Origin of the sequence: Rhodoferax sp., from assembly GCF_030653815.1 — a bacterium.
Classification (GTDB): Bacteria; Pseudomonadota; Gammaproteobacteria; order Burkholderiales; family Burkholderiaceae_C; genus Rhodoferax.
On record NZ_JAURYQ010000029.1, the window covers coordinates 1 to 19,066 of the forward strand.

20 protein-coding genes are annotated in these 19,066 nt (G+C 60.6%); 9 read left to right on the forward strand and 11 right to left on the reverse strand.

Features of this window, described 5'->3' with window-relative positions; translation table 11 throughout:
* The first annotated feature begins 90 nt into the window (after positions 1-90).
* From Q7U49_RS09835 to Q7U49_RS09850, 4 genes are all read left to right on the forward strand, one after another.
* On the forward strand, positions 91-1,125 hold the full coding sequence (locus tag Q7U49_RS09835) for a porin (RefSeq protein ID WP_304764091.1): 1,035 nt from the start codon (positions 91-93) through the stop codon (positions 1,123-1,125).
* Positions 1,126-1,414: 289 nt separating this feature from the next.
* Positions 1,415-2,413 (forward strand): porin, encoded by a 999-nt coding sequence (locus Q7U49_RS09840; protein ID WP_304764092.1) that lies wholly within the window; start codon positions 1,415-1,417, stop codon positions 2,411-2,413.
* Positions 2,414-2,704: 291 nt separating this feature from the next.
* Positions 2,705-2,983, forward strand: coding sequence for a coiled-coil domain-containing protein (locus Q7U49_RS09845; protein ID WP_304764093.1), 279 nt, complete (start codon positions 2,705-2,707; stop codon positions 2,981-2,983).
* Positions 2,980-3,258, forward strand: a complete 279-nt coding sequence (locus tag Q7U49_RS09850) for a HigA family addiction module antitoxin (protein ID WP_304764094.1) — start codon at positions 2,980-2,982, stop codon at positions 3,256-3,258. The genes Q7U49_RS09845 and Q7U49_RS09850 overlap by 4 nt, the downstream gene beginning before the upstream one ends.
* A 109-nt stretch (positions 3,259-3,367) precedes the next feature.
* Here Q7U49_RS09850 and Q7U49_RS09855 read toward each other — a convergent pair whose 3' ends face one another.
* Genes Q7U49_RS09855 through Q7U49_RS09870 form a run of 4 tightly spaced genes read right to left on the reverse strand, consistent with a single transcriptional unit; the run spans position 3,368 to position 6,449 of the window.
* Positions 3,368-4,612, reverse strand: coding sequence for a multidrug effflux MFS transporter (locus Q7U49_RS09855; RefSeq protein ID WP_304764095.1), 1,245 nt, complete (start codon positions 4,610-4,612; stop codon positions 3,368-3,370).
* An 8-nt stretch (positions 4,613-4,620) separates the two neighbouring features.
* Positions 4,621-5,097 carry a CopD family protein gene (locus tag Q7U49_RS09860; protein ID WP_304764096.1) on the reverse strand — a complete coding sequence of 159 codons (477 nt, stop codon included), beginning with the start codon at positions 5,095-5,097 and terminating at the stop codon, positions 4,621-4,623.
* Between the two features lie 51 nt (positions 5,098-5,148).
* Positions 5,149-5,478, reverse strand: a complete 330-nt coding sequence (locus Q7U49_RS09865) for a hypothetical protein (protein WP_304764097.1) — start codon at positions 5,476-5,478, stop codon at positions 5,149-5,151.
* Positions 5,433-6,449 (reverse strand): hypothetical protein, encoded by a 1,017-nt coding sequence (locus Q7U49_RS09870; RefSeq protein ID WP_304764098.1) that lies wholly within the window; start codon positions 6,447-6,449, stop codon positions 5,433-5,435. The genes Q7U49_RS09865 and Q7U49_RS09870 overlap by 46 nt, the downstream gene beginning before the upstream one ends.
* A 245-nt stretch (positions 6,450-6,694) precedes the next feature.
* Here Q7U49_RS09870 and groES point away from each other — a divergent pair, with 245 nt between their 5' ends.
* Positions 6,695-6,985 (forward strand): co-chaperone GroES, encoded by a 291-nt coding sequence (groES, locus tag Q7U49_RS09875; RefSeq protein WP_296159662.1) that lies wholly within the window; start codon positions 6,695-6,697, stop codon positions 6,983-6,985.
* A gap of 27 nt (positions 6,986-7,012) precedes the next feature.
* The gene (gene groL, locus Q7U49_RS09880; protein ID WP_304764099.1) at positions 7,013-8,665 is read left to right on the forward strand and encodes a chaperonin GroEL; all 1,653 of its coding nucleotides are present in this window, start codon (positions 7,013-7,015) and stop codon (positions 8,663-8,665) included.
* 66 nt (positions 8,666-8,731) lie between these two features.
* Here the strand turns inward: groL and Q7U49_RS09885 are convergent, their stop codons facing one another.
* The 3 genes from Q7U49_RS09885 to tal are packed head-to-tail and all read right to left on the reverse strand — an operon-like array spanning position 8,732 to position 11,946.
* Complete coding sequence (locus Q7U49_RS09885; RefSeq protein WP_304764100.1) at positions 8,732-9,382, reverse strand: HAD family phosphatase; 651 nt, start codon at positions 9,380-9,382, stop codon at positions 8,732-8,734.
* Positions 9,383-9,385: 3 nt separating this feature from the next.
* Complete coding sequence (gene pgi / locus Q7U49_RS09890; protein WP_304764101.1) at positions 9,386-10,954, reverse strand: glucose-6-phosphate isomerase; 1,569 nt, start codon at positions 10,952-10,954, stop codon at positions 9,386-9,388.
* Positions 10,955-10,998: 44 nt separating this feature from the next.
* On the reverse strand, positions 10,999-11,946 hold the full coding sequence (gene tal, locus Q7U49_RS09895; protein WP_304764102.1) for a transaldolase: 948 nt from the start codon (positions 11,944-11,946) through the stop codon (positions 10,999-11,001).
* A gap of 132 nt (positions 11,947-12,078) precedes the next feature.
* On the opposite strand from tal, the gene zwf reads away from it, so the two are divergent.
* From zwf to Q7U49_RS09910, 3 genes are all read left to right on the forward strand, one after another.
* Positions 12,079-13,533, forward strand: a complete 1,455-nt coding sequence (zwf, locus tag Q7U49_RS09900) for a glucose-6-phosphate dehydrogenase (protein ID WP_304764103.1) — start codon at positions 12,079-12,081, stop codon at positions 13,531-13,533.
* Positions 13,527-14,375, forward strand: coding sequence for a MurR/RpiR family transcriptional regulator (locus Q7U49_RS09905; protein WP_304764104.1), 849 nt, complete (start codon positions 13,527-13,529; stop codon positions 14,373-14,375). The genes zwf and Q7U49_RS09905 overlap by 7 nt, the downstream gene beginning before the upstream one ends.
* A gap of 147 nt (positions 14,376-14,522) precedes the next feature.
* Complete coding sequence (locus Q7U49_RS09910; protein WP_304764192.1) at positions 14,523-15,446, forward strand: LysR family transcriptional regulator; 924 nt, start codon at positions 14,523-14,525, stop codon at positions 15,444-15,446.
* A gap of 11 nt (positions 15,447-15,457) precedes the next feature.
* Here the strand turns inward: Q7U49_RS09910 and Q7U49_RS09915 are convergent, their stop codons facing one another.
* The 4 genes from Q7U49_RS09915 to Q7U49_RS09930 are packed head-to-tail and all read right to left on the reverse strand — an operon-like array spanning position 15,458 to position 19,066.
* Positions 15,458-16,927, reverse strand: coding sequence for a HAMP domain-containing sensor histidine kinase (locus tag Q7U49_RS09915; RefSeq protein WP_304764105.1), 1,470 nt, complete (start codon positions 16,925-16,927; stop codon positions 15,458-15,460).
* A complete protein-coding gene (locus Q7U49_RS09920; RefSeq protein ID WP_304764106.1) occupies positions 16,924-17,586 on the reverse strand; it encodes a response regulator transcription factor in 663 nt (220 codons plus the stop codon). Before Q7U49_RS09920 ends, Q7U49_RS09915 begins: the two co-directional genes overlap by 4 nt.
* A 24-nt stretch (positions 17,587-17,610) precedes the next feature.
* Positions 17,611-18,258 carry a tetratricopeptide repeat protein gene (locus tag Q7U49_RS09925; protein ID WP_304764107.1) on the reverse strand — a complete coding sequence of 216 codons (648 nt, stop codon included), beginning with the start codon at positions 18,256-18,258 and terminating at the stop codon, positions 17,611-17,613.
* A 16-nt stretch (positions 18,259-18,274) separates the two neighbouring features.
* Positions 18,275-19,066, reverse strand: a complete 792-nt coding sequence (locus Q7U49_RS09930; RefSeq protein ID WP_304764108.1) for an SDR family oxidoreductase — start codon at positions 19,064-19,066, stop codon at positions 18,275-18,277.

The window sequence follows — 19,066 nt, forward strand, 5'->3', positions numbered from 1 at the left end:
TTCATGGTGAAATAAATCTTGTGATGATTAGTTCGTCGCCTCAAAACAAGCTCTCAAGCGCGTTTTGATTTTTTAACTTAAGGAGTTTTCATGAAAAAAAGTCTTATTGCCTTGGCAGTGCTCGCAGCTTCCGGCGCCGCAATGGCCCAATCTTCCGTGACCCTGTATGGTGTTGCTGACATCTGGTTTGGCAGCACCCGCAGCGAAGTTACCGTTGGTGGCGTTACCTTCAAGGATCCTTCGCAAACCGTTCTGCAAGACGGTGGCGTGAGCAATAGCCGCTTTGGCTTCAAGGGTTCCGAAGACCTGGGTGGCGGTCTGAAAGCCAACTTCCAACTGGAACAAGGTTTCAGCATTGATACCGGCAAGAGCGACTCTGCTGGTTTTAACCGTCAAGCTTGGGTTGGTTTCTCTGGCGGCTTCGGTGAAGTGCAATTGGGCAAAGCTTACAACGCATTTGACGATGTGAGCGCTTTGGCCGCTTCGACCTTTGACTCGGATTTGGCACCTATCAACAATGTGTTTGTATCAACAGCATTTGCCAATGCCTATAGCAACACCATCAAGTACGCCACGCCCAACTTCGGCGGCTTCAGCGGTGCTGTGAGCATGTCTTTGGGCGAGAACAAAGACCTGCCAACAACTGGTCCCAAGCACAGTGCGGACAGCATCTACTCCATCAGCGGCAAGTATGAGAATGGCCCATTGGCTGTTGGCATTGGTTACGCCAAGGAAAAGTCTGAAGTTGCACCAGCTTATGACGCTAAAGCAACCCGCTTGGCTGGCTCCTACGACCTGGGCGTTGCCAAGCTGCTGGGCACTTATGGCCGCGTGACCGAAGGTGACGCACGGGTTACCGAGTACGAAATCGGCGCTGATGTGCCACTGTCTGCAGCGATGACACTGTCTGGTGGTTATGCCCGTACGAAACTCACAGTGCCTGGTGCTGAAGGTACGCTCAAGAGCTTTGGTGTTGCAGTGGCTTACAGCTTGTCCAAGCGCACGACTGCTTACGCTGGCTTGAATCGCACCACTGGTAACGGTGGTGTAACTGATGACACCGTGGCTCTCAATGTTGAAGGCAAGGCCACAATTTACGCCATCGGCGTCAAGCACACGTTCTAATCCAACGCTGGCGCAAGTCAGCTAAAGGTTAAACCCCCAAACTCCGTCAGGGTAACCCGGCGGAGTTTTTTTATTGGGCTCACGAACCCCAACACCTTTTCTCACCAGGAATAATTTGTTGTCGAATCACAACAGATGCACCAAGCCGGGTCAGTTTCTTAGGCTCCGAAAGACCTAAAGCGCCAGGCATCTGTTTCAATAGCATCAACTTCCTGCAAAAGGAGGTTGGCTCTGGGTTCTGAAACAAGTTGGTTTCGGAGCCCCATGTTTAACCTTGGAGAAATTTGAAATGAAAAAATCCCTGATCGCATTGGCAGTGTTGGCTGCTTCCGGCGCCGCAATGGCTCAATCTTCCGTGACTTTGTACGGCCGTCTTGACGCCAGCATTGGTCAAAAAACTACAGAAAAAACTGGCGTTGGTGCCGTTGCAAAGCTTAGGCAAACTGCTGTTGATCACAGTAACCTGAATACGACTTTTTGGGGTCTCAAAGGTACTGAGGATTTGGGCGGTGGATTGACAGCTAATTTTAAAATGGAGGCCGGTTTTGCTTTAGACACCGGTGCCTCTACAGGTACTATGTTTGAGCGTGAAGCCAACGTTGGCCTGACCGGCGGTTTTGGTACCGTAACTTTGGGTCGTCAATACCCTGCGTATGACTCGTTCTACGGCGCGACCAATAACATGTACAACAGCAATTTGGCAACAACCGGTGACGTGTGGAAAACAGGTGTGGCTCCCTACGTTAGTCGCGTGAACAATGGCATTGGGTATGTTTCGCCGGTCTTCGGTGGATTTAGTGGTGCATTGACAATTGGTCTGGGTGAAGACAAAACTGCTACGGATAGTGCATCCAGAAACACCAGTGTGTATTTGAAATACGCAGCTGGTCCTTTGGTTGTTGGCATTGCCCACCAAGTTGACAAAACAGTGGCGGTTGCTGATGATGTCAAAAACACGTTGGTGGCAGGCTCGTACGACTTCGGTGTCGCAAAGCTGAATGCGGGCTACAACTTGGCTGACAAAGGTACAATGGAAGACAAAGAATACCAAGTGGGTGTGAGCGTACCTTTTGGTGCAGCTGCAGTTGCATTGGGTTACAGCAACTCTAGTAGCGAAGCGCCTGGCAACAACAACGATGGCAGCGGTTACAGCTTGGTCGGCACCTACAACTTGTCAAAGCGTACAACACTGTACGCAGGTTTCGAATCGACAAAAGTTGAAACTGCTAACGGCGCGACGACAACAAAGGCTTCTACTACGGCAGCTGGCGTTCGCCACCTGTTCTAATCCAACGCTGACGCAAGTCAGCTGACGGTTAAAACCTTAAAACCCCGCCTGGGCAACCCGGCGGGGTTTTTTAATGCCATAACGCCAGGATGGCCATGCGGTGATCTTGTTGCATTTCCGGATTCCGTCGCGCTGCATCCGGGCTAAGGGCCTGTATTGACGACACGGTTTTCCAACGCTGATGGAAGTCCGCTGACGGCTAAAGCCTGAAACCCCGCCTAAACAACACGTCAGGGGGTTTAATCGGCACCAATTGACCCAAATGCGCGGTCGAATGTTAAGCTTCAAGTCATGACATGGATCACCTTCGACACGCATAAATTCGTCCGCAAGTTGCAAGAGGCCGGCTTTGAGGAAAAGCAGGCTGAGGGTTTGACGGAGGCGATGCGCGCTGCCATTGACGAGTCAGAATTGGTGACAAAAAAAGATCTGCAACTTGCAGATCTCCCCCATCAAAGCAGATTTGAATTTATTGAACTGGATGATGGGCGCCCTGATTGCGATAGCGGTGGCCAATTTTTCCAAGCAGTTTTTTTGACTCCACATTCCCCGGCTTTCATCACGCCATGACGACCCCGCATAACCCCCCTCATCCAGGTGAAGTATTGCGCGAATATTTGCCTGTTGAGATGTCCGTGACAGAAGTCGCGCTGCGCCTTGGTGTTTCGCGCCAAACTTTTTCAAAACTTCTCAACGGCAAAGCCGGCGTGAGCGCGGAAATGGCCTGTCGGCTGGCTGCTGCGTTCCAGACCAGTGCTGAATTCTGGCTGAGCCTGCAGCAAGCGTTTGACCTGTGGCAGGTTCGCCAGACCGGCCTGCCCAAGGTGCAGCGCCTGGCGGCTTGAACTGCGTCACGTGGGCGTCGTTTTACGCGGTAATCGCTTTGCCCGCACGGTGCGCTTGACTTGGTGACGGCTGCTGCGTTCGCGGCCAGCGGCCCGTCTTCACCCTGACTTAAGTGGTGCCCTCCGGATGCTCTATGAACCGGCCAATCTCTGGCCAGCGGCGGTGCAGCCACAGCCAGGCCAGCAGGCCCACCGACAGCATGGCCAGCGACGTGGCGGCCAGGCCCACGGTGGAGTGCATCACCAGCGGGGCGATCACACCGGCCACCAGGCCGTTGGCACTGGCGCCAATGAAGGCCTGCAGGCTCGACGCCATGCCACGCCGCTCGGGGTGCAGGTCGAGCACCAGCAACGTAATGACCGGCACCATCATGGCCCAACCGAAGGCAAACAAGGCGATCGGCAGCATCGCCCAGGACACATGCGCGCTGAACAAGGTATTGGCCAGCAGGTTGACAAGCGCCATGCCGAGCATGATCAAAAACCCGTACTTGATTTGCTGCTTGGGGGCCCGGCGCCCCGCCATGCGGCCGCTAACCCAGGCGCCACCCATGATGCCACTGATGGTGAGCACAAAAAACCAGAAGAATTGAGTGGGTGCCAGAGCCAGGTGCTCACCCAGGAACACCGGCGCCGACAGCACATACAGAAACATGCCATTGAAGGGCACGCCACTGGCAAAGGCCAGCAGCACAAAACGCGGGTCCAGCCCCAGCTTCCAGTATCCCTGCAGCAGGTTGCGGACATTGAGCGGCTGGCGTTGTGTAATGTGCAGGGTTTCGGGCAGCAGTTTGTAATTGGCCGTCCACAGCGCCACACCCACCAGCGCCAAAAACCAGAACACGCTGTGCCAGCCCAGCAGCGCAAACAGCACGCCACCCATCATGGGAGCCACCGCAGGGGCCACGCCAAAATAAATGGTGATCTGGCTCATGACGCGTTGCGCCTGCGCCGGCGGGAACATGTCGCGCACCACGGCACGCGACACCACAATGCCGGCACCGGTGGTGAGGCCCTGCACCGCCCGGAAAAACACCAGTTGCCCAATGCTTTGCGACAGCGCGCAGCCCACCGAGGCCAGGGTGAACGCCGCCAACCCCCACAGCACCACCGGCCGGCGCCCCACGCTGTCAGACAGGGCGCCATGAAACAGGCTCATGAAGGCAAAACCAAACAGGTAGGCCGACAGCGTTTGCTGCATCTGCAGGGGCGTGGCGTCAAGCGAACTGGCAATGCCGGCAAACGCCGGGATGTAGGTGTCGATGGAAAACGGCCCGAGCATGCCGAGCGTGGCCAGCAGCACCGCCAGCGCCCAGCGCGGCGCGCGCCACAAATGGTGTGCGTCAGGATTCACCAACAACCTTAGCGCGGAATGCCCAGCAGGGTCACCAGCACAATCAGCACGCCCAAGCCCAGGTTTAGCAACACCCAGAAGCGGATTTTCCCCAGCGCGGCCGCACCCGCAGGCCAGTCAGCGGCCTGGGCCGCGCGGCTCAGGCGCTTGTAGAGCATAAAGCGAATGTGGCCGAAGATCAGCATCATCAAAATGCCCAGCGCGGCCATGACCGTCCACTCCAGCGGCATGCTGAATCGCGAGCCGGCCTGCACCACCTGTTTGGCCACGTTGCCAATCATCCATACCCCGGTGACCAGCGTGATGGCAATGGCAGACAACACGGCGCTGAAAAACCGGCCGAGTACCGCGTGCATCAGGTGCACCCGCACGGCTGGCTCAAAATTGCCCAGCACCGGGCGCAAAAAGAAATGGGCAAACACCATGCCGCCGATCCAGACAATGATGGCCAGCAGGTGCAGGGTTTTAAGGGTGGCGTAGAGCATGTTCAGGAGTTTTCATGTGGTCAGGTGCCAGAGTGTGCCTGATTTGCCAAATTATTTCCGGATGACAAACTGGTCGTGCACCCGGCTGGCCAGGGGCCGGTCGGTGGGCACCCAGACCGGTTGCGGCTTTTCATTCATGGCCCAGACCTTGGGGACCTGGTCAATGGCCACAAAATAAGCCTGCAGGGCGCCATCAGCGCCGATGCGAAAGCGCAAGAAGCCTTTGAAGTCCTGCAGCGCCAACGCGGAAAAGCCGTTGGTGGCCAGAAAACCGAGGCGCGACATCAGCGCCAGGTAGGCACCAAAAATGAACGTGCCCAGCACCGCCCCGCCGGTCAGCAAGCCCAGCAGCCAAACCAGGGCGCTGCCCGCCTCGCCCACGGGCGGGACCAGTGCCAGCTTGCGACTCTGGCTGATGGGCGGGTAGTCAGCGCCGTTGACCTTGCTGAATGGCCGGCTTTGCGCAGGCGCACGGCAATGCGCGACTGCAACAGGCCTTCGAGCAGCTGGTAGCGTTTGGCACCACCCGGGTGCACACCAGCCGCCACCGGCGTGGTCCAGATGGGCTCGGGGTAAAGCAGAATCACGCGGTCTTCGGGACCGATGCGCTGGGTGACCGGCTGGCCGTTCACCTCGGGCTGCAAGCCCTGCGGTGAGGCCAGACTCTTGAATTGCTCGTACTGGTCACGGTCGATGTCATCATGCAGGGAAAAGTCCAGGCCCAGCAGCCACCAGCCTTGCGGCAGACGCACGCAAAAATACGATTGCTGTTGCGGAATCTCGGCGGCCAGCAAGGCACTGGAGTTTTTGCTGCGCAAAAAATAGCGCCCAAAGGTCGAGGCCGAGTCCATCCAGTCGTGGTTTTGCGGCAGCGCCGCCAGGGTGAACGGCTGGCCGCGTACCAGCGCCGTGCCGGCCTCGTTGTAGCTGGCTTCGTCGGGCAAGGCTGCCTCGAACAGCTCGGTAAAGCGGTAACGGTAGTCCAGCGTGCTGGCACTGGGGTAAGCCAGGTCACCCCCCAGCACCAACAGCTCGCCGCGCGGCAGCACTTGCCCACCTTCAGCCACCACCTGGTCCGCCAGCACGGTGTGTGCCACGGCGTAGGTGGCGTTGCCGCCATCACCGGTGTCGGCAATGAAGTCAAACCAGAAGTCACCCAGCTCAGCTGGGCGCTGGCTGCGGTCAATGACCGTCAACGGCAGGGGAAAATTTTCACGTTCGTCGCGGTTTCGGAACTGGTTGAGCGACGACAACACGTCGCGCGCCGCCAGCAACAGCACGGCCGGGTGGTACCAGCAAACCGCCGGACGGTCGTTGGGCTTGACATTGCGTCCAAAGCGGAAATCAGTCATGACCGTACCTTTTGCTTGTTCATTGCATGGTAGAACAATTCAGATCTGCAAGCCAGGATGCGCTGGAAAACACAAAATTAAGCCCCCAACTCTTGAAAGTTTGGCAAACGGCCTTATCATTAGCACTCGAAAGAGATGAGTGCTAACAACTTGGTTGGCATTCGCTCAGACAGTTATTAGTCACCAGAATGCTGATTGTGGTGACTTTTTTGTTAACCCTTGTTTCAAACTTTATAGGAGTCCCCATGAAACTTCGTCCCCTGCACGACCGCGTGATTGTCAAACGCGTTGAAAACGAAACTCGCACCGCTTCCGGCATCGTCATTCCTGACAGCGCTGCAGAAAAGCCTGATCAAGGCGAAGTACTGGCCGTTGGCCCAGGCAAAAAGAACGACAAGGGCGAAGTCAGCCCGATGGCTGTCAAGGTCGGTGACCGCGTGTTGTTTGGCAAGTACAGCGGCCAGACCGTCAAGGTCGATGGCGACGAGTTGCTCGTCATGAAAGAAGACGACCTGTTCGCAGTTGTCGAGAAGTAATTAATTAACTGAATTCGGAGAATACACATGGCAGCAAAAGACGTAATTTTCGGCGGCGAAGCCCGCGCTCGTATGGTTGAAGGCGTGAACATTTTGGCCAATGCGGTCAAGGTCACGCTGGGCCCCAAAGGTCGTAACGTGGTGTTGGAGCGCTCGTTCGGCGCCCCCACCGTGACCAAGGACGGTGTGTCCGTGGCCAAGGAAATCGAACTCAAAGACAAGCTGCAAAACATGGGTGCGCAGATGGTCAAGGAAGTTGCTTCCAAGACTTCTGACATCGCTGGCGACGGCACCACCACCGCCACCGTGCTGGCACAAGCCATCGTGCGCGAAGGCATGAAGTATGTGGCCGCCGGCATGAACCCGATGGACCTGAAGCGCGGCATCGACAAGGCTGTGACCGTGTTGATCGGCGAGTTGAAGAAAGCCTCCAAGGCCACCACCACCTACAAGGAAATCGCTCAAGTTGGCTCGATCTCGGCCAACTCGGATGAGACCATTGGCAAGATCATTGCCGATGCCATGGACAAAGTGGGCAAAGAAGGCGTGATCACCGTCGAAGACGGCAAGTCACTCGAATCCGAACTCGACGTGGTTGAAGGCATGCAGTTCGACCGTGGCTACCTGTCACCCTACTTCATCAACAACCCGGAAAAGCAGTCAGCCCTGCTGGACAACCCGTTTGTGTTGTTGTTTGACAAGAAGATCAGCAACATCCGTGACCTGCTGCCCACGCTGGAGCAAGTCGCCAAGTCGGGCCGTCCGCTGCTGATCATTGCCGAAGATGTCGATGGCGAAGCCCTGGCAACTTTGGTGGTGAACACCATCCGTGGCATTCTGAAAGTCGTGGCAGTCAAGGCCCCAGGCTTTGGCGACCGTCGCAAGGCCATGCTGGAAGACATCGCCATCCTGACCGGCGGCAAGGTCATTGCTGAAGAAGTTGGCCTGACCCTGGAAAAGGTGACTTTGGCTGATTTGGGTTCTGCCAAGCGCATCGAAGTGGGCAAGGAAAACACCATCATCATCGACGGTGCCGGCCCGGCGGCTGACATCGAAGCCCGCGTGAAACAAGTGCGCGTGCAAATCGAAGAAGCCACCAGCGACTACGACCGCGAAAAACTGCAAGAGCGCGTGGCCAAGCTGGCCGGCGGTGTTGCCGTGATCAAGGTGGGCGCTGCCACCGAAGTCGAAATGAAAGAGAAGAAAGCCCGTGTTGAAGACGCCCTGCACGCCACCCGCGCTGCTGTGGAAGAAGGCATTGTGGCTGGTGGTGGCGTGGCGCTGTTGCGCGCCAAGCAAACCGCTGGTGTCATCAAGGGCGACAACGCCGACCAAGACCACGGCATTGCCCTGGTGCTGAAAGCCATCGAAGCGCCGCTGCGCGAGATCGTTTACAACGCCGGTGGCGAAGCCTCTGTGGTGGTGAACGCTGTCATGGCTGGCAAGGGCAACTACGGCTTCAACGCTGCCAACGACACCTATGGCGACATGATCGAAATGGGTATCCTGGACCCCACCAAAGTGACCCGCACCGCACTGCAAAACGCAGCGTCTGTGGCGTCCCTGATGTTGACCACCGAGTGCATGGTGGCTGAGTCGCCAAAAGACGACGCAGCTGGCGGCGGCATGGGTGGCGGCGACATGGGCGGCATGGGTGGTATGGGCGGCATGGGCATGTAACAGCCCGGCTGGCTACCAAGCCTCCAAATCAAAAACCCCGCAGGGCGCGAACCCTGCGGGGTTTTTTTACGCCAGCGGGTGGTGCGTGATGTAGGGCAGCAGTTCTGCCCGCAGTTGGTCTGCAGACTCGAACCGAATGCCACGCCAGCCGCGTGCTTCGGCGCACGCCACATTGGCCGCCAGGTCATCGATGAAGAGCGTGTGACTTGGCTCCAGCGCATAGCGGCTCTCAAGCAGCGCGTAGATCTCGGCCTCGGGCTTGATGCGCTGCACATCACCCGAAAAAATGCCGCCATCAAACCAATCCAGGAATGCGTGCTTTCGCTCCAGCACCCGCGCATAGGGGGTTGGCATGTTGGACAAATAATACAGGCGCAGCGCGGGCTGCCGCTGGCGCAAGTCGCGCAACTCGGCCAGCAAAGCCACGCTGTCGTGGATCGGGCGCAAGTGCTCGGCAATGCCTTCAACCAAAGCCAGCAGCGCGGGCTCATGCAGCCCAAGACGCGCCGCCGTGCGTTGGCTCACAGCATCCACCGACAGCACGCCACGGTCAAAATTGTGCCAATCGGCGTGTCCAAACACCGCCTGCGCCAGTGCAAGCGTATTTTCAGGCGTGGCCGCGTGCTCGGGAAAGTGGGTCTTGATCAACACGCCCGGCTGCCAGGTGAACAGCACGGCGCCAAAGTCAAACACCACGTTATGAACGGGTGAACGCATCAATCAGGCCCGCAGACGCGCCAGCAAACCGGCTGTGGAACCGTCCAATCCCTGGGTGTTACCACTTTTCAAACGCACTTCGACCTCTTTGGCCAGCACCTTGCCGAGTTCCACACCCCACTGGTCAAAGCTGTTGATGCCCCAGACCGCGCCGCTGACAAAGACGCGGTGCTCCTGCAAGGCGATCAGGGCGCCCAGGCTGGCGGGCTTCAGTTCATCGAGCAGCAACAAGGTGCTGGGGCGATTGCCGGTGAAATGCTTGTGCCCGCCGTCGTCGGTCTTGCCCAGCATCAGCGCCTGCGCCTGCGCCAACACGTTGGCCAGCAGCAGCGTGTGGTGACCGGGCAGCATGTGCTTGGCCTGCTTGACCGCGACAAACTCCACCGGCACCACGTCCGTGCCCTGGTGCAACATCTGAAAATAGGCGTGCTGGCCGTTGGTGCCGGGCTCGCCCCAGATCACTGGTGAGGTGCCGTAGGGCAAGGCTTCGCCGCTGGCATCAACCCGCTTGCCATTGCTCTCCATTTCCAGCTGCTGCAGGTAGGCCGGGTAACGCTTGAGCGCGCTGTGGTAAGGCGCCACCGAGCGGCTCGAAAAACCGTGAAAGTTGCGGTACCAGACGTCGAGCAGGCCCAGGCGCACCGGCAGGTTGTGCGCCAGCGGTGCGTTGCGGAAGTGCTCGTCCATGGCGTGGGCACCCGCCAAAAATTCCTTGAAGCCCTGGGCGCCAATGGCAATCGCCAGCGGCAGGCCGATGGCCGACCACATCGAATAACGCCCGCCCACCCAGTCCCAAAAGCCGAAGGTGGTGCTGATGCCGAAGGCCCGGGCGGCCGCCACATGGGTGGTGAGCGCGGCAAAATGCCGGGCGATGTCGGTGCCGCCATGCGCCTCGAACCAGCGCTTGGCCGATTGCGCGTTGGTCATGGTCTCGATGGTGGTGAAGGTTTTGCTGGCTACCAAAAACAGCGTGCTCTCAGGCTTGAGCTTTTTGAGCACGGCATTGAGCTCGTGGCCATCCACATTCGAGACAAAGTGGAAACGTTTGCCCGGCAGCACAAATTCATCGAGCGCCAGCACTGCCATTTGCGGCCCCAGGTCGGAGCCGCCAATGCCGATGTTGACGATGTCGGTGATGGCTTCATCGGCGCGCACCTTTTCTGCAAACGCCAGCATGGCATCGAGCGTGGTGTGCACCTCGTGCAGCGTCTCGGCCATGTGCCGGTGCACCGACTGCGCCGGCATGGCGGGGTCCAGCGGCGGCGTTCTCAGCAGCCAATGCATCACGGCGCGCTGCTCGGTGTTGTTGATGGCTTCCCCGGAAAACATGGCATCGCGGTGGGCGATCAGCCCGGTCTGCTGCGCCAGATCCAGCAACAGGGCTTCAGCTTCTGCGTCGATCCGATTTTTGGACAGGTCCGCAAAAACATGGGGCGCGCTTTGGCTGAAGGCCTCGAAACGTGCGGGGTCCGCGGCAAACGCCTGGCGCACATCGAAGCTACGGCCAGTGGCCTCAAACGCGGCCTGCAGTTGGCCCCAGGCAGGGGTGCGGTCACAACGGGTACGGTTCATTCATCACCTCATGGGTTAAAAGCCGGGTCTCTTTATGGCTGGCCTCATGCAGCCAGCAACATCTGATCGAGCTTGCCGGCATCGGCACAAAACGCGCGAATACCCTCGGCCAGCTTTTCGGTGCCCATGGCATCCTGGTTCAAGGCAAAACGGAAACCGGCTTCGTCGTAGTTCACACGCGGCAGGTCGAGCGCCTGGGCGGCTTGGGCGTCGAGCGCGCGGGAAAGCGGTGCCTTGCTGTCCGCCAACTGGGCCAGCAAGTCCGGGCTGATGGTCAGCAGGTCGCAGCCTGCCAACGCCGTGATCTGGCCGACGTTGCGAAAGCTTGCGCCCATGACCTCGGTGGCGACGCCATGTTTTTTGTAATAGTTGAAGATTTGCGTCACCGACTGGACGCCGGGATCATTGGCGCCGGCATGGTCGGCTTCGACCCAGGTCGCACCGGCAGACTTTTTGTACCAGTCGTAGATGCGCCCGACAAAGGGCGAGATCAATTGCACTTTGGCCTGGCCGCAAGCCACGGCCTGACAGAACGAAAAGAGCAAGGTCAGGTTGGTGTGGATGCCGCGCTGCTCCAGCCGACTCGCCGCCTGGATGCCTTCCCAGGTGGCGGCCACCTTGATCAACACGCGGTCGATGTGAATGCCCTGCGCTTGGTACAGCTCGATCAGCCGTTCGGCGCGGGTGTAGGTGGCGCTGGCATCAAAGCTCAAACGGGCGTCGACCTCGGTGGAGACCCGCCCCGGAATGAGCGACAAAATCTCGCAGCCAAAACGCACCAGCAGCCGGTCGGTGACCTCGTCGAGGGCACGGCCACGGTACTGGGCCACGGTCTCATCCAGCAGCGAGCGGTACTCGGGCTTTTGCACCGCTTTCAGGATCAGCGACGGGTTGGTGGTGGCGTCCGTGGGCTGGAAGGCTTCAATTTGCCGGAAGTCGCCGGTGTCAGCGACCACGGTGGTGAATTGTTTGAGGGCGTCGAGTTGGTTCATCTGCGCATTATCCGGTGACAAATGGCTGCGACGGTACCGAACGGTTACATGATTTTATGAAATTGATGAAACTAAGTTACATTACGGTGTCAATTTTCGCACCCATCCCTCAACCCACGTCTGATTTTTCACATGAGTTTTGACCTTGTCCTTTTTGGTGGTACCGGCGACCTGTCCTGGCGCAAATTGATGCCCGCACTGTTCCAGGCCTTCAAGCACGGCACGCTGCCGGACGGCGCCCGCATCATCGGTGTCGGCCGTGACGACCTCAGTGACGAGCGTTACCGGGCACTCATCCTGAGCCGCTTTGACCAGGTGGACCTGGCCAAACGGCCGAGCCCAGCCGAGTTCGAACGCTTTTCCCAATTGCTCGAATTTGTCAGCATGGACCTGTCCCAACCCGCGCACTACGCCTACCTGGCGACCAAGCTGGCGCAGCGCCCGGCCGACACCGTGGTGATGTACCTGGCCACCGCGCCCACGCTGTTCACCACCATCGTCGAGCAACTGGCTGCGGCGGGGCTGAACACGCCGCAGACCCGCGTGGTGCTGGAAAAACCGCTGGGCCACGACCTCGCCAGCAACCGCGCCATCAACCACAGCGTGCGCCAGGTGTTCAGCGAAAACCAGGTCTTTCGCATTGACCACTACCTGGGCAAGCCTGCCGTGCAAAACCTGTTTGCGCTGCGCTTTGGCAACGCGCTGTTCGAGCCCTTGTGGCGGCGTGAGCACATTGCCAACATCCAGATCACCATTGCCGAAGAACTGGGCGTGGAAAAGCGCGGGGCCTTTTACGAGACCACCGGCGCGTTGCGCGACATGGTGCAAAACCACGCGCTGCAACTGCTGTGCGCCATCGGCATGGAGCCGCCGATCAACTCGCACGCCGATGCCATTCGCGACGAAAAGCTCAAGGTGTTGCGATCGCTGAAACCCTGGACCCCCGAGACCCTGGCGCAGGATGTGATTCGCGGCCAGTACGGTGCTGGCGCCATCGGCGGCGTGGCGGTGCCCGGCTACCGCGAAGAACTCGGTGTCAGTCCGGCCAGCCACACCGAGACCTTTGTCGCGCTGCGCACGGAAATATCGAACTGGCGCTGGGCTGGCGTGCCGTTTTACATTCGCACCGGCAAACGCCTGGCCGGACGCGATGCGCGCATCGTGGTCAACTTCAGGCCCACACCGCACGCCATTTTCAACTCGCAAATCGACCTGGCCAACCGGCTGGTGATCAACCTGCAACCCAAGGACGGGCTGGAGCTGCACCTGCTGGCTCAGGGCCAGGACAACCGCAAGACCTCCAACACGCTGGCACCGGTGCAACTGGACCTCGACTTTGACAAGCGTTTTGGTGGCGAGCGCGTGGGCGCCTACGAGCGCTTGTTGCTCGACGTGATCGACGGACGCCTGAACCTGTTTGTGCGCAGCGACGAGCAGGAAGAAGCCTGGCGCTGGGTCGAGCCCATGCTGACCCACTGGCAGGCCGATGCCCTCGGTCCGCGCCCCTACGCCGCCGGCACCTGGGGACCCAGCGCCACCAGTGCCATGATTGCCCGCGACGGTTTTTGCTGGAGCGAAGAATGCTAGACAGAATCAAGGCCTGCCTGCCCTCGCTGGCGCCCGCCGAACAGCGCGTGGCCAAGCTGGTGCTGAGCGACCCGCGCAGCTTTGCCCTGCTGCCGGTGAGTGAACTGGCCGACCGGGCCCATGTGAGCAAACCGACCGTGGTGCGTTTTTGCCGCAGCGTGGGCTATGACGGCCTGAGCGACTTCAAGCTCAAGCTGGCTGGCAGCGTGAGCGAAGGCGTGCCCTTCATCCACCGCAGTGTGGACGTCGACGACAAGACCAGCGATGTCATGGTCAAGGTCATCGACAACACCGTGGCGGCTTTCCTGAAATACCGCAACGACGCCTCGGCCAGCGCCATTGAAAAGGCGGTCAATGCCCTGCTGAAGGCCTACCACGCGGGTCGCCGCATCGAGTTTTTCGGGGTGGGCAACTCGGGTGTCGTGGCGCAGGATGCGCAGCACAAGTTTTTCCGGCTCGGCATCAACGGCGTGGCTTACAGCGACGGCCACATGCAGGTGATGAGCGCCTCGCTGCTGCAGCCGGGCGACTGTGTGCTGGTGATCTCCAACTCGGGGCGCACGCGCGACCTGATGGACGCCTGTGACATCGCGCGCAAGAACGGCGCCACCACCATCGTCATCACCACCAGTGGCTCGCCGCTCGCTTCGGCGGGCGACATCCACGTGGTGGCCGACCACCCCGAGGGTTATGACCGCTATAGCCCGATGGTGTCGCGCCTGCTGCACCTGATGATCATCGACATCCTGGCCACCTGCATGGCGCTGCGCATTGGCAGCGACAAACTGCAGCCGCTGCTGCGTCAAATGAAGAACAACCTGCGCAGCAAGCGTTACGCCTGACAACCCTTGGGAGGCCCGCCCTCGGGCTGATGGCTATTGGGGTTCAATCGCGGCGAGGGCGCCGCTCCCTACAGAGCGCCGCTCTTACAGGATGCCCGTTAACATACGGCATCTGCGATGGTGCCCTTGCAGCGCCCGCACAAAACCATGAGCAAGCTCAAACAACTCGAAACCTTTGTGGCCGTGGCAACGCGCGGCGGCCTGACGGCAGCCGCCAAGGCTGAAGGCGTGGCGCCGGCCATCATCGGCCGTCGGCTCGATGCGCTGGAAGAACGCCTGGGCGTCAAGCTGCTGGTGCGCACCACCCGGCGTGTCAGTCTGACGCATGAGGGCGGCGCCTTTCTGGAAGACTGCCAGCGTCTGCTGGCCGACTTGGCCAATGCCGAGGCCAGTGTCTCGGCGGGCGGCCTCAAGGCCAACGGCCATTTGAGCCTGACCGCGCCGGCCGGTTTTGGCCGCCGCCATGTGGCGCCGCTGGTGCCGCGCTTTCGCGAGGACCACCCGGAGGTGAGCATTTCCCTGAACCTGAGCGACCGCGTGACGGATCTGGCAGGCGAAGGTTTTGACTGTGCCGTGCGTGTCGGCGAAATGCCCGACTCGTCGCTGGTGAGCGTGTGCCTGGCCGACAACCGCCGCCTGTGCGTGGCCACCCCCGGCTACCTCAAACGCCACGGCACGCCGCAGCATCCGCATGACCTGACCCGCTTTGACTGTCTGACGCTGTCCAGCGAAGCCTCGCAAAACCGGGGCTGGGCTTTTTCCGTGCCACAGAAAAGCGGCCCGGAGGTGGTCCACCTCAAACCCGGTGGTCCGCTCAGTTGCTCCGATGGCGAGGTACTGTTCAACTGGTGTCTGGCCGGCTACGGCATCGCCTGGCGCAGCACCTGGGAAGTGCAGGCCGAGATTGCCTCGGGTGCATTGGTTGCGGTGCTGGAAGATTTTGCCGCGCCACCCAACGGTATTTATGCCGTGTTTCCACAGCGCAAGCATTTGCCACTGCGGGTTCGGCTGTGGGTGGACTACCTGAAAGAACAGTACGCCCGCCCCGGTTTCTGGCTGTCGCACCGCTGAAGCCTGGCCCGTCAAGGCGCCACGGTGCGCCCTCTGGGCCAGCGCACACAGACCTGCAAGCCACCCTGCGGGCTGTCACCCAGGGTGATGCGTGCCGCGTGCAACTCAACAATGCGCGCCACAATGGCCAGGCCAAGCCCGGCCCCCTGTGCCGGTCCCTGACGAAAGAAAGGCTCGAAGACCTGGCTGCGCTGCTCGGCCGGCACGCCGGGTCCGCTGTCTTGCACGCACAGGGTCACCGCATCGGGCTCGGCTTGCAGGCACACCACCACCTGACCGCCCTCGGGCGTGTGCTGAACAGCATTGCTGACCAGGTTCTGCAGCAGCACATCCAGGCAGTGCGCGTCAACCAGCAACTGCCAATCGTCCTGTCCGGACGCCTCCAGCGTCAGCTCCTGCTGGCGCCCCAGCGCCAGCGGCGTCAATTCGGCGAGTTGTTCGCGTACCCGTACCAGCATGTTGATGGGCTGCAGGTCCAGTTCGGCCGCGCCGGGCTCCAAGCGCGCCAGCGTCAGCAGTTGTTCCACCACGCGGGTGGCGCGCAACACACTGCTGTCGAGCTGTTTCAGGGCCACACCGCGGTCGGCAGCATCGGGTGCATGGGCCGCGTTATGGGCCTGGATGCGCAGCACCGTGAGCGGTGTGCGCAACTCGTGCGCGGCGTAAGCCAGGAAGCGCCGTTCCCGGGCCAGCAATTCGTTGGCCTGCACCATCAGGCGGTTGATGGATGCCACCATGGCCTCCAGTTCAATGGGCACCGGCCCCACCACCAGCGGCGACAGGCTGTCGGGTGCCCGAGATTTCAGCAAGCGCACCATGCTTTCCAACGGGCTCAGGCCCCAGCCCACGGCCAGCCACACCAGCAGCGCCACCAGCGGCAGGCCCAACAGGTCGGGCACCAGGCTGCGCAGCGCAATTTTGGCCGCCAGCTCGCCGCGCACGTCGGCGCGCTCACCCACCAGGATCCAGAGGTCATCGGCGCGGTCGTGCAGCAAAAACAGGCGCCAGGCATGCTGGCTCAGCTCGGCATCATGAAAGCCCGCTGAAACGCCAGCCAGGGTCGGCACCGCGGCACCTGCGGCCGAAAGGGGGGGCGCTACCGCCCTGAATTGCGCCAGCGGCAACTGGTCAAAAGCGCTCACCGGTGAACTGGCCGAATGCAGCAGCGCAGCACCCTGCCCGTCCATCACCAGCAAACCCAGTTTGCCTTCGTACTGGTGTGCTTCAACCCCCGCCAGGCCCACCGTGTCCTGGCCACTGATGGCCTCGTCCAGGGTGGCCTGCAATGCTTGACGTTCTGCACTGGGCATGTCGCGCCCCACCAAGCCAGCCACCAGCCGCGCGGTTTGCAGCAACTCGGCGTCGAACACTTCTTCGACTTCATGGCGGGCGTCGCTGTAGCTCCAATAGGAAATGAGCGACAGGGTCAGCCCCAGCAAGCCCAGCACCAGCAACAAGGTGCGCCGGCGGATCGAGTTCATGGCGCCTTGTCCACGATGTAGCCCACGCCGCGCACCGTGCGAATCAGGTCGGGATGCAGCTTCTTGCGCAGGTGGTGAATGTGCACATCCAGCGCATTGCTCTCCACCTCCTCGTCCCAGCCGTAAAGCACCTGCACCAGCTTGTCACGCGTGTGCACCTTGCCCGGCTGGCACAGCATCTGGTGCAGCAGCAGGTACTCCTTGCGTTGCAACACCACCGGCTGCCCTTGATAAGACACCTCGTGGCTGGCCGGGTCCAGGCTGACCTCGCCATGGACGATGAGCGGCTGGGAGCGCTGAAAGCTGCGCCGCAACAGGGCCCGCATGCGGGCCTGAAGTTCGTCCACATCAAAGGGTTTGACCAGGTAATCGTCGGCGCCGGCGTCGAGTCCGGCAATGCGGTCGCTGGTGCTGTCACGCGCGGTGAGCACCAGCACCGGAATCGGATTGTGCGCAGAACGCAGCGCCTTGAGCACCTCCAGACCTTCCATGCGGGGCAGTCCGAGGTCAAGCACCGCCAGATCGAAGCTCTCGTGCGTCAAGGCGTGCAAGGCGCTCACGCCGTCCTGCAGCCAGTCCACGGTGTAGCCCTCGGGCTTGAGGGCGATGCGGATGCCCTCGCCCAGGGCGACATCATCTTCCACCAGCAAAATGCGCATGCGATTCCGTTCTATGAAGGGACTTTAGAGCTTTTCCTGAACCACCTTGAGCAGTGCGCGAGTTTCGGCGCGACGACCTTCATCGGCAATGGCCCGGCCGGGCCGGTCGGCTGCGGTCAGGGTGTTATCCAGGAAGATCTTGGCCTCTTTATACCGCTTCTGGCGCAACAGAAAGTCGCCATAGAAATAATTGGGGTCGATGCCGTTGGGATTGAGCGCGAGTGCCTGCTTGAGCAGGGCCTCGGCCTTGGCGTCGTCACCAAAGCCCAGTGGCCAACCCGGCACCTGGTAGTACAGGCTGCCCAGACTGGTGTAGGCCGACCCGCCAAGCACCTTGGCATCCAGCGTGATGGCCTGCTCCAGCTCGGCTTTGGCCTGCTTGACCAGATCGAGCGCGCCCAAGCCCCCCTTGGCGCCCGCATAGGTGCCCAGCACAATGCCGTGCCAGACCCGCAGTTCGGCGGCCGCGGGCTCGGCGCTCACGGCACTGGCCGCCAGTTGCGCCAGGTCGGCAAAGGCGCTTTCGCGCTGTTTGGCCGGGAGCTGGTAGTTGACCTCGGCCCAGCGGCTCTGGATGTGTTCGAGCCTGCTGCGGCTGGCGTCACTGAGCGCCAGCGCTGGCAGGCTGCCCAGGGCGAACAGGGACAGAAGAAGACGGTGGCTTAATTTCATGATGGTTTCCTTGAGCTTAGGGTTTGATACGGGCGAAGCGCTGGATCAGCGGCAACTGCTTGCGCAGCGCCTGATCGACCATGCGCGGCAACAGGCTGTTGAGACGCACGAAAAGTTTCTCGGGCCAGCCGAGGTACAGCTCTTCGCGCTCGCACTCAATGGCCCGCACAATCTGGCGTGCCACCGCCTGCGGGTCGTCCATGCTGACCTTGAGCTGGCGGTTGAGTTCGACCACTGCCGCGGCGTTCATGCTGGTCTGGGTGGCGCGCGGTGCCACATAAAGCACCTTCACGTGCGTGTCGGCCAACTCGCGGCGCAAGGCCTCGGTAAAGCCCCGCAGCGCAAACTTGGTGGCGCAATACGCGGCAAAGCCCGGATAGCCGATCGAGCCAAAGGTGGAACCCACGTTGACGAGCAAGGCGTTCGCTTGCTGCCGCAGCAACGGCAACACGCGGCGGGTCAGTTGCAGGGTGGCCGTGACATTGAGCGCCACCATGTCGGCGATGGCCTCGTCGTCCTGGTGTTCAAGCAGGGCGAACTGGTTGACCCCGGCCAGGTTGATCAGGCCATTCAAGTCACCAAAATCGCGGGCCGCCGCCAGCACGGCGTCGCGACCCTGCCGTTCGCGCAGGTCGGCAAAAGCCAGCTGAATCTGGCCCGGAAACTTTTGCGCCAATGCCTGCAACGCCGCGCTTTGCCGACCCACCAGCAGTAACTTGGCGCCACCAGCGCAAAGCTGCGCCACCATGGCCTGACCAATGCCACCACTGGCACCCGTCATCAAAAATCGGGAGGTACTCAATTGCAT

What these genes read in the sequence shown, in the direction of transcription:
- Q7U49_RS09925 (WP_304764107.1), bottom strand. Translation starts at nt 18,258, where the DNA reads ATGAAATTAAGCCACCGTCTTCTTCTGTCCCTGTTCGCCCTGGGCAGC.
- Q7U49_RS09930 (WP_304764108.1), bottom strand. Translation starts at nt 19,066, where the DNA reads ATGCAATTGAGTACCTCCCGATTTTTGATGACGGGTGCCAGTGGTGGC.
- Q7U49_RS09845 (WP_304764093.1), top strand. Translation starts at nt 2,705, where the DNA reads ATGACATGGATCACCTTCGACACGCATAAATTCGTCCGCAAGTTGCAA.
- Q7U49_RS09885 (WP_304764100.1), bottom strand. Translation starts at nt 9,382, where the DNA reads ATGCGTTCACCCGTTCATAACGTGGTGTTTGACTTTGGCGCCGTGCTG.
- Q7U49_RS09850 (WP_304764094.1), top strand. Translation starts at nt 2,980, where the DNA reads ATGACGACCCCGCATAACCCCCCTCATCCAGGTGAAGTATTGCGCGAA.
- tal (WP_304764102.1), bottom strand. Translation starts at nt 11,946, where the DNA reads ATGAACCAACTCGACGCCCTCAAACAATTCACCACCGTGGTCGCTGAC.
- groL (WP_304764099.1), top strand. Translation starts at nt 7,013, where the DNA reads ATGGCAGCAAAAGACGTAATTTTCGGCGGCGAAGCCCGCGCTCGTATG.
- zwf (WP_304764103.1), top strand. Translation starts at nt 12,079, where the DNA reads ATGAGTTTTGACCTTGTCCTTTTTGGTGGTACCGGCGACCTGTCCTGG.
- Q7U49_RS09840 (WP_304764092.1), top strand. Translation starts at nt 1,415, where the DNA reads ATGAAAAAATCCCTGATCGCATTGGCAGTGTTGGCTGCTTCCGGCGCC.
- Q7U49_RS09905 (WP_304764104.1), top strand. Translation starts at nt 13,527, where the DNA reads ATGCTAGACAGAATCAAGGCCTGCCTGCCCTCGCTGGCGCCCGCCGAA.
- Q7U49_RS09915 (WP_304764105.1), bottom strand. Translation starts at nt 16,927, where the DNA reads ATGAACTCGATCCGCCGGCGCACCTTGTTGCTGGTGCTGGGCTTGCTG.
- Q7U49_RS09835 (WP_304764091.1), top strand. Translation starts at nt 91, where the DNA reads ATGAAAAAAAGTCTTATTGCCTTGGCAGTGCTCGCAGCTTCCGGCGCC.
- groES (WP_296159662.1), top strand. Translation starts at nt 6,695, where the DNA reads ATGAAACTTCGTCCCCTGCACGACCGCGTGATTGTCAAACGCGTTGAA.
- Q7U49_RS09860 (WP_304764096.1), bottom strand. Translation starts at nt 5,097, where the DNA reads ATGCTCTACGCCACCCTTAAAACCCTGCACCTGCTGGCCATCATTGTC.
- Q7U49_RS09870 (WP_304764098.1), bottom strand. Translation starts at nt 6,449, where the DNA reads ATGACTGATTTCCGCTTTGGACGCAATGTCAAGCCCAACGACCGTCCG.
- Q7U49_RS09920 (WP_304764106.1), bottom strand. Translation starts at nt 17,586, where the DNA reads ATGCGCATTTTGCTGGTGGAAGATGATGTCGCCCTGGGCGAGGGCATC.
- pgi (WP_304764101.1), bottom strand. Translation starts at nt 10,954, where the DNA reads ATGAACCGTACCCGTTGTGACCGCACCCCTGCCTGGGGCCAACTGCAG.
- Q7U49_RS09910 (WP_304764192.1), top strand. Translation starts at nt 14,523, where the DNA reads ATGAGCAAGCTCAAACAACTCGAAACCTTTGTGGCCGTGGCAACGCGC.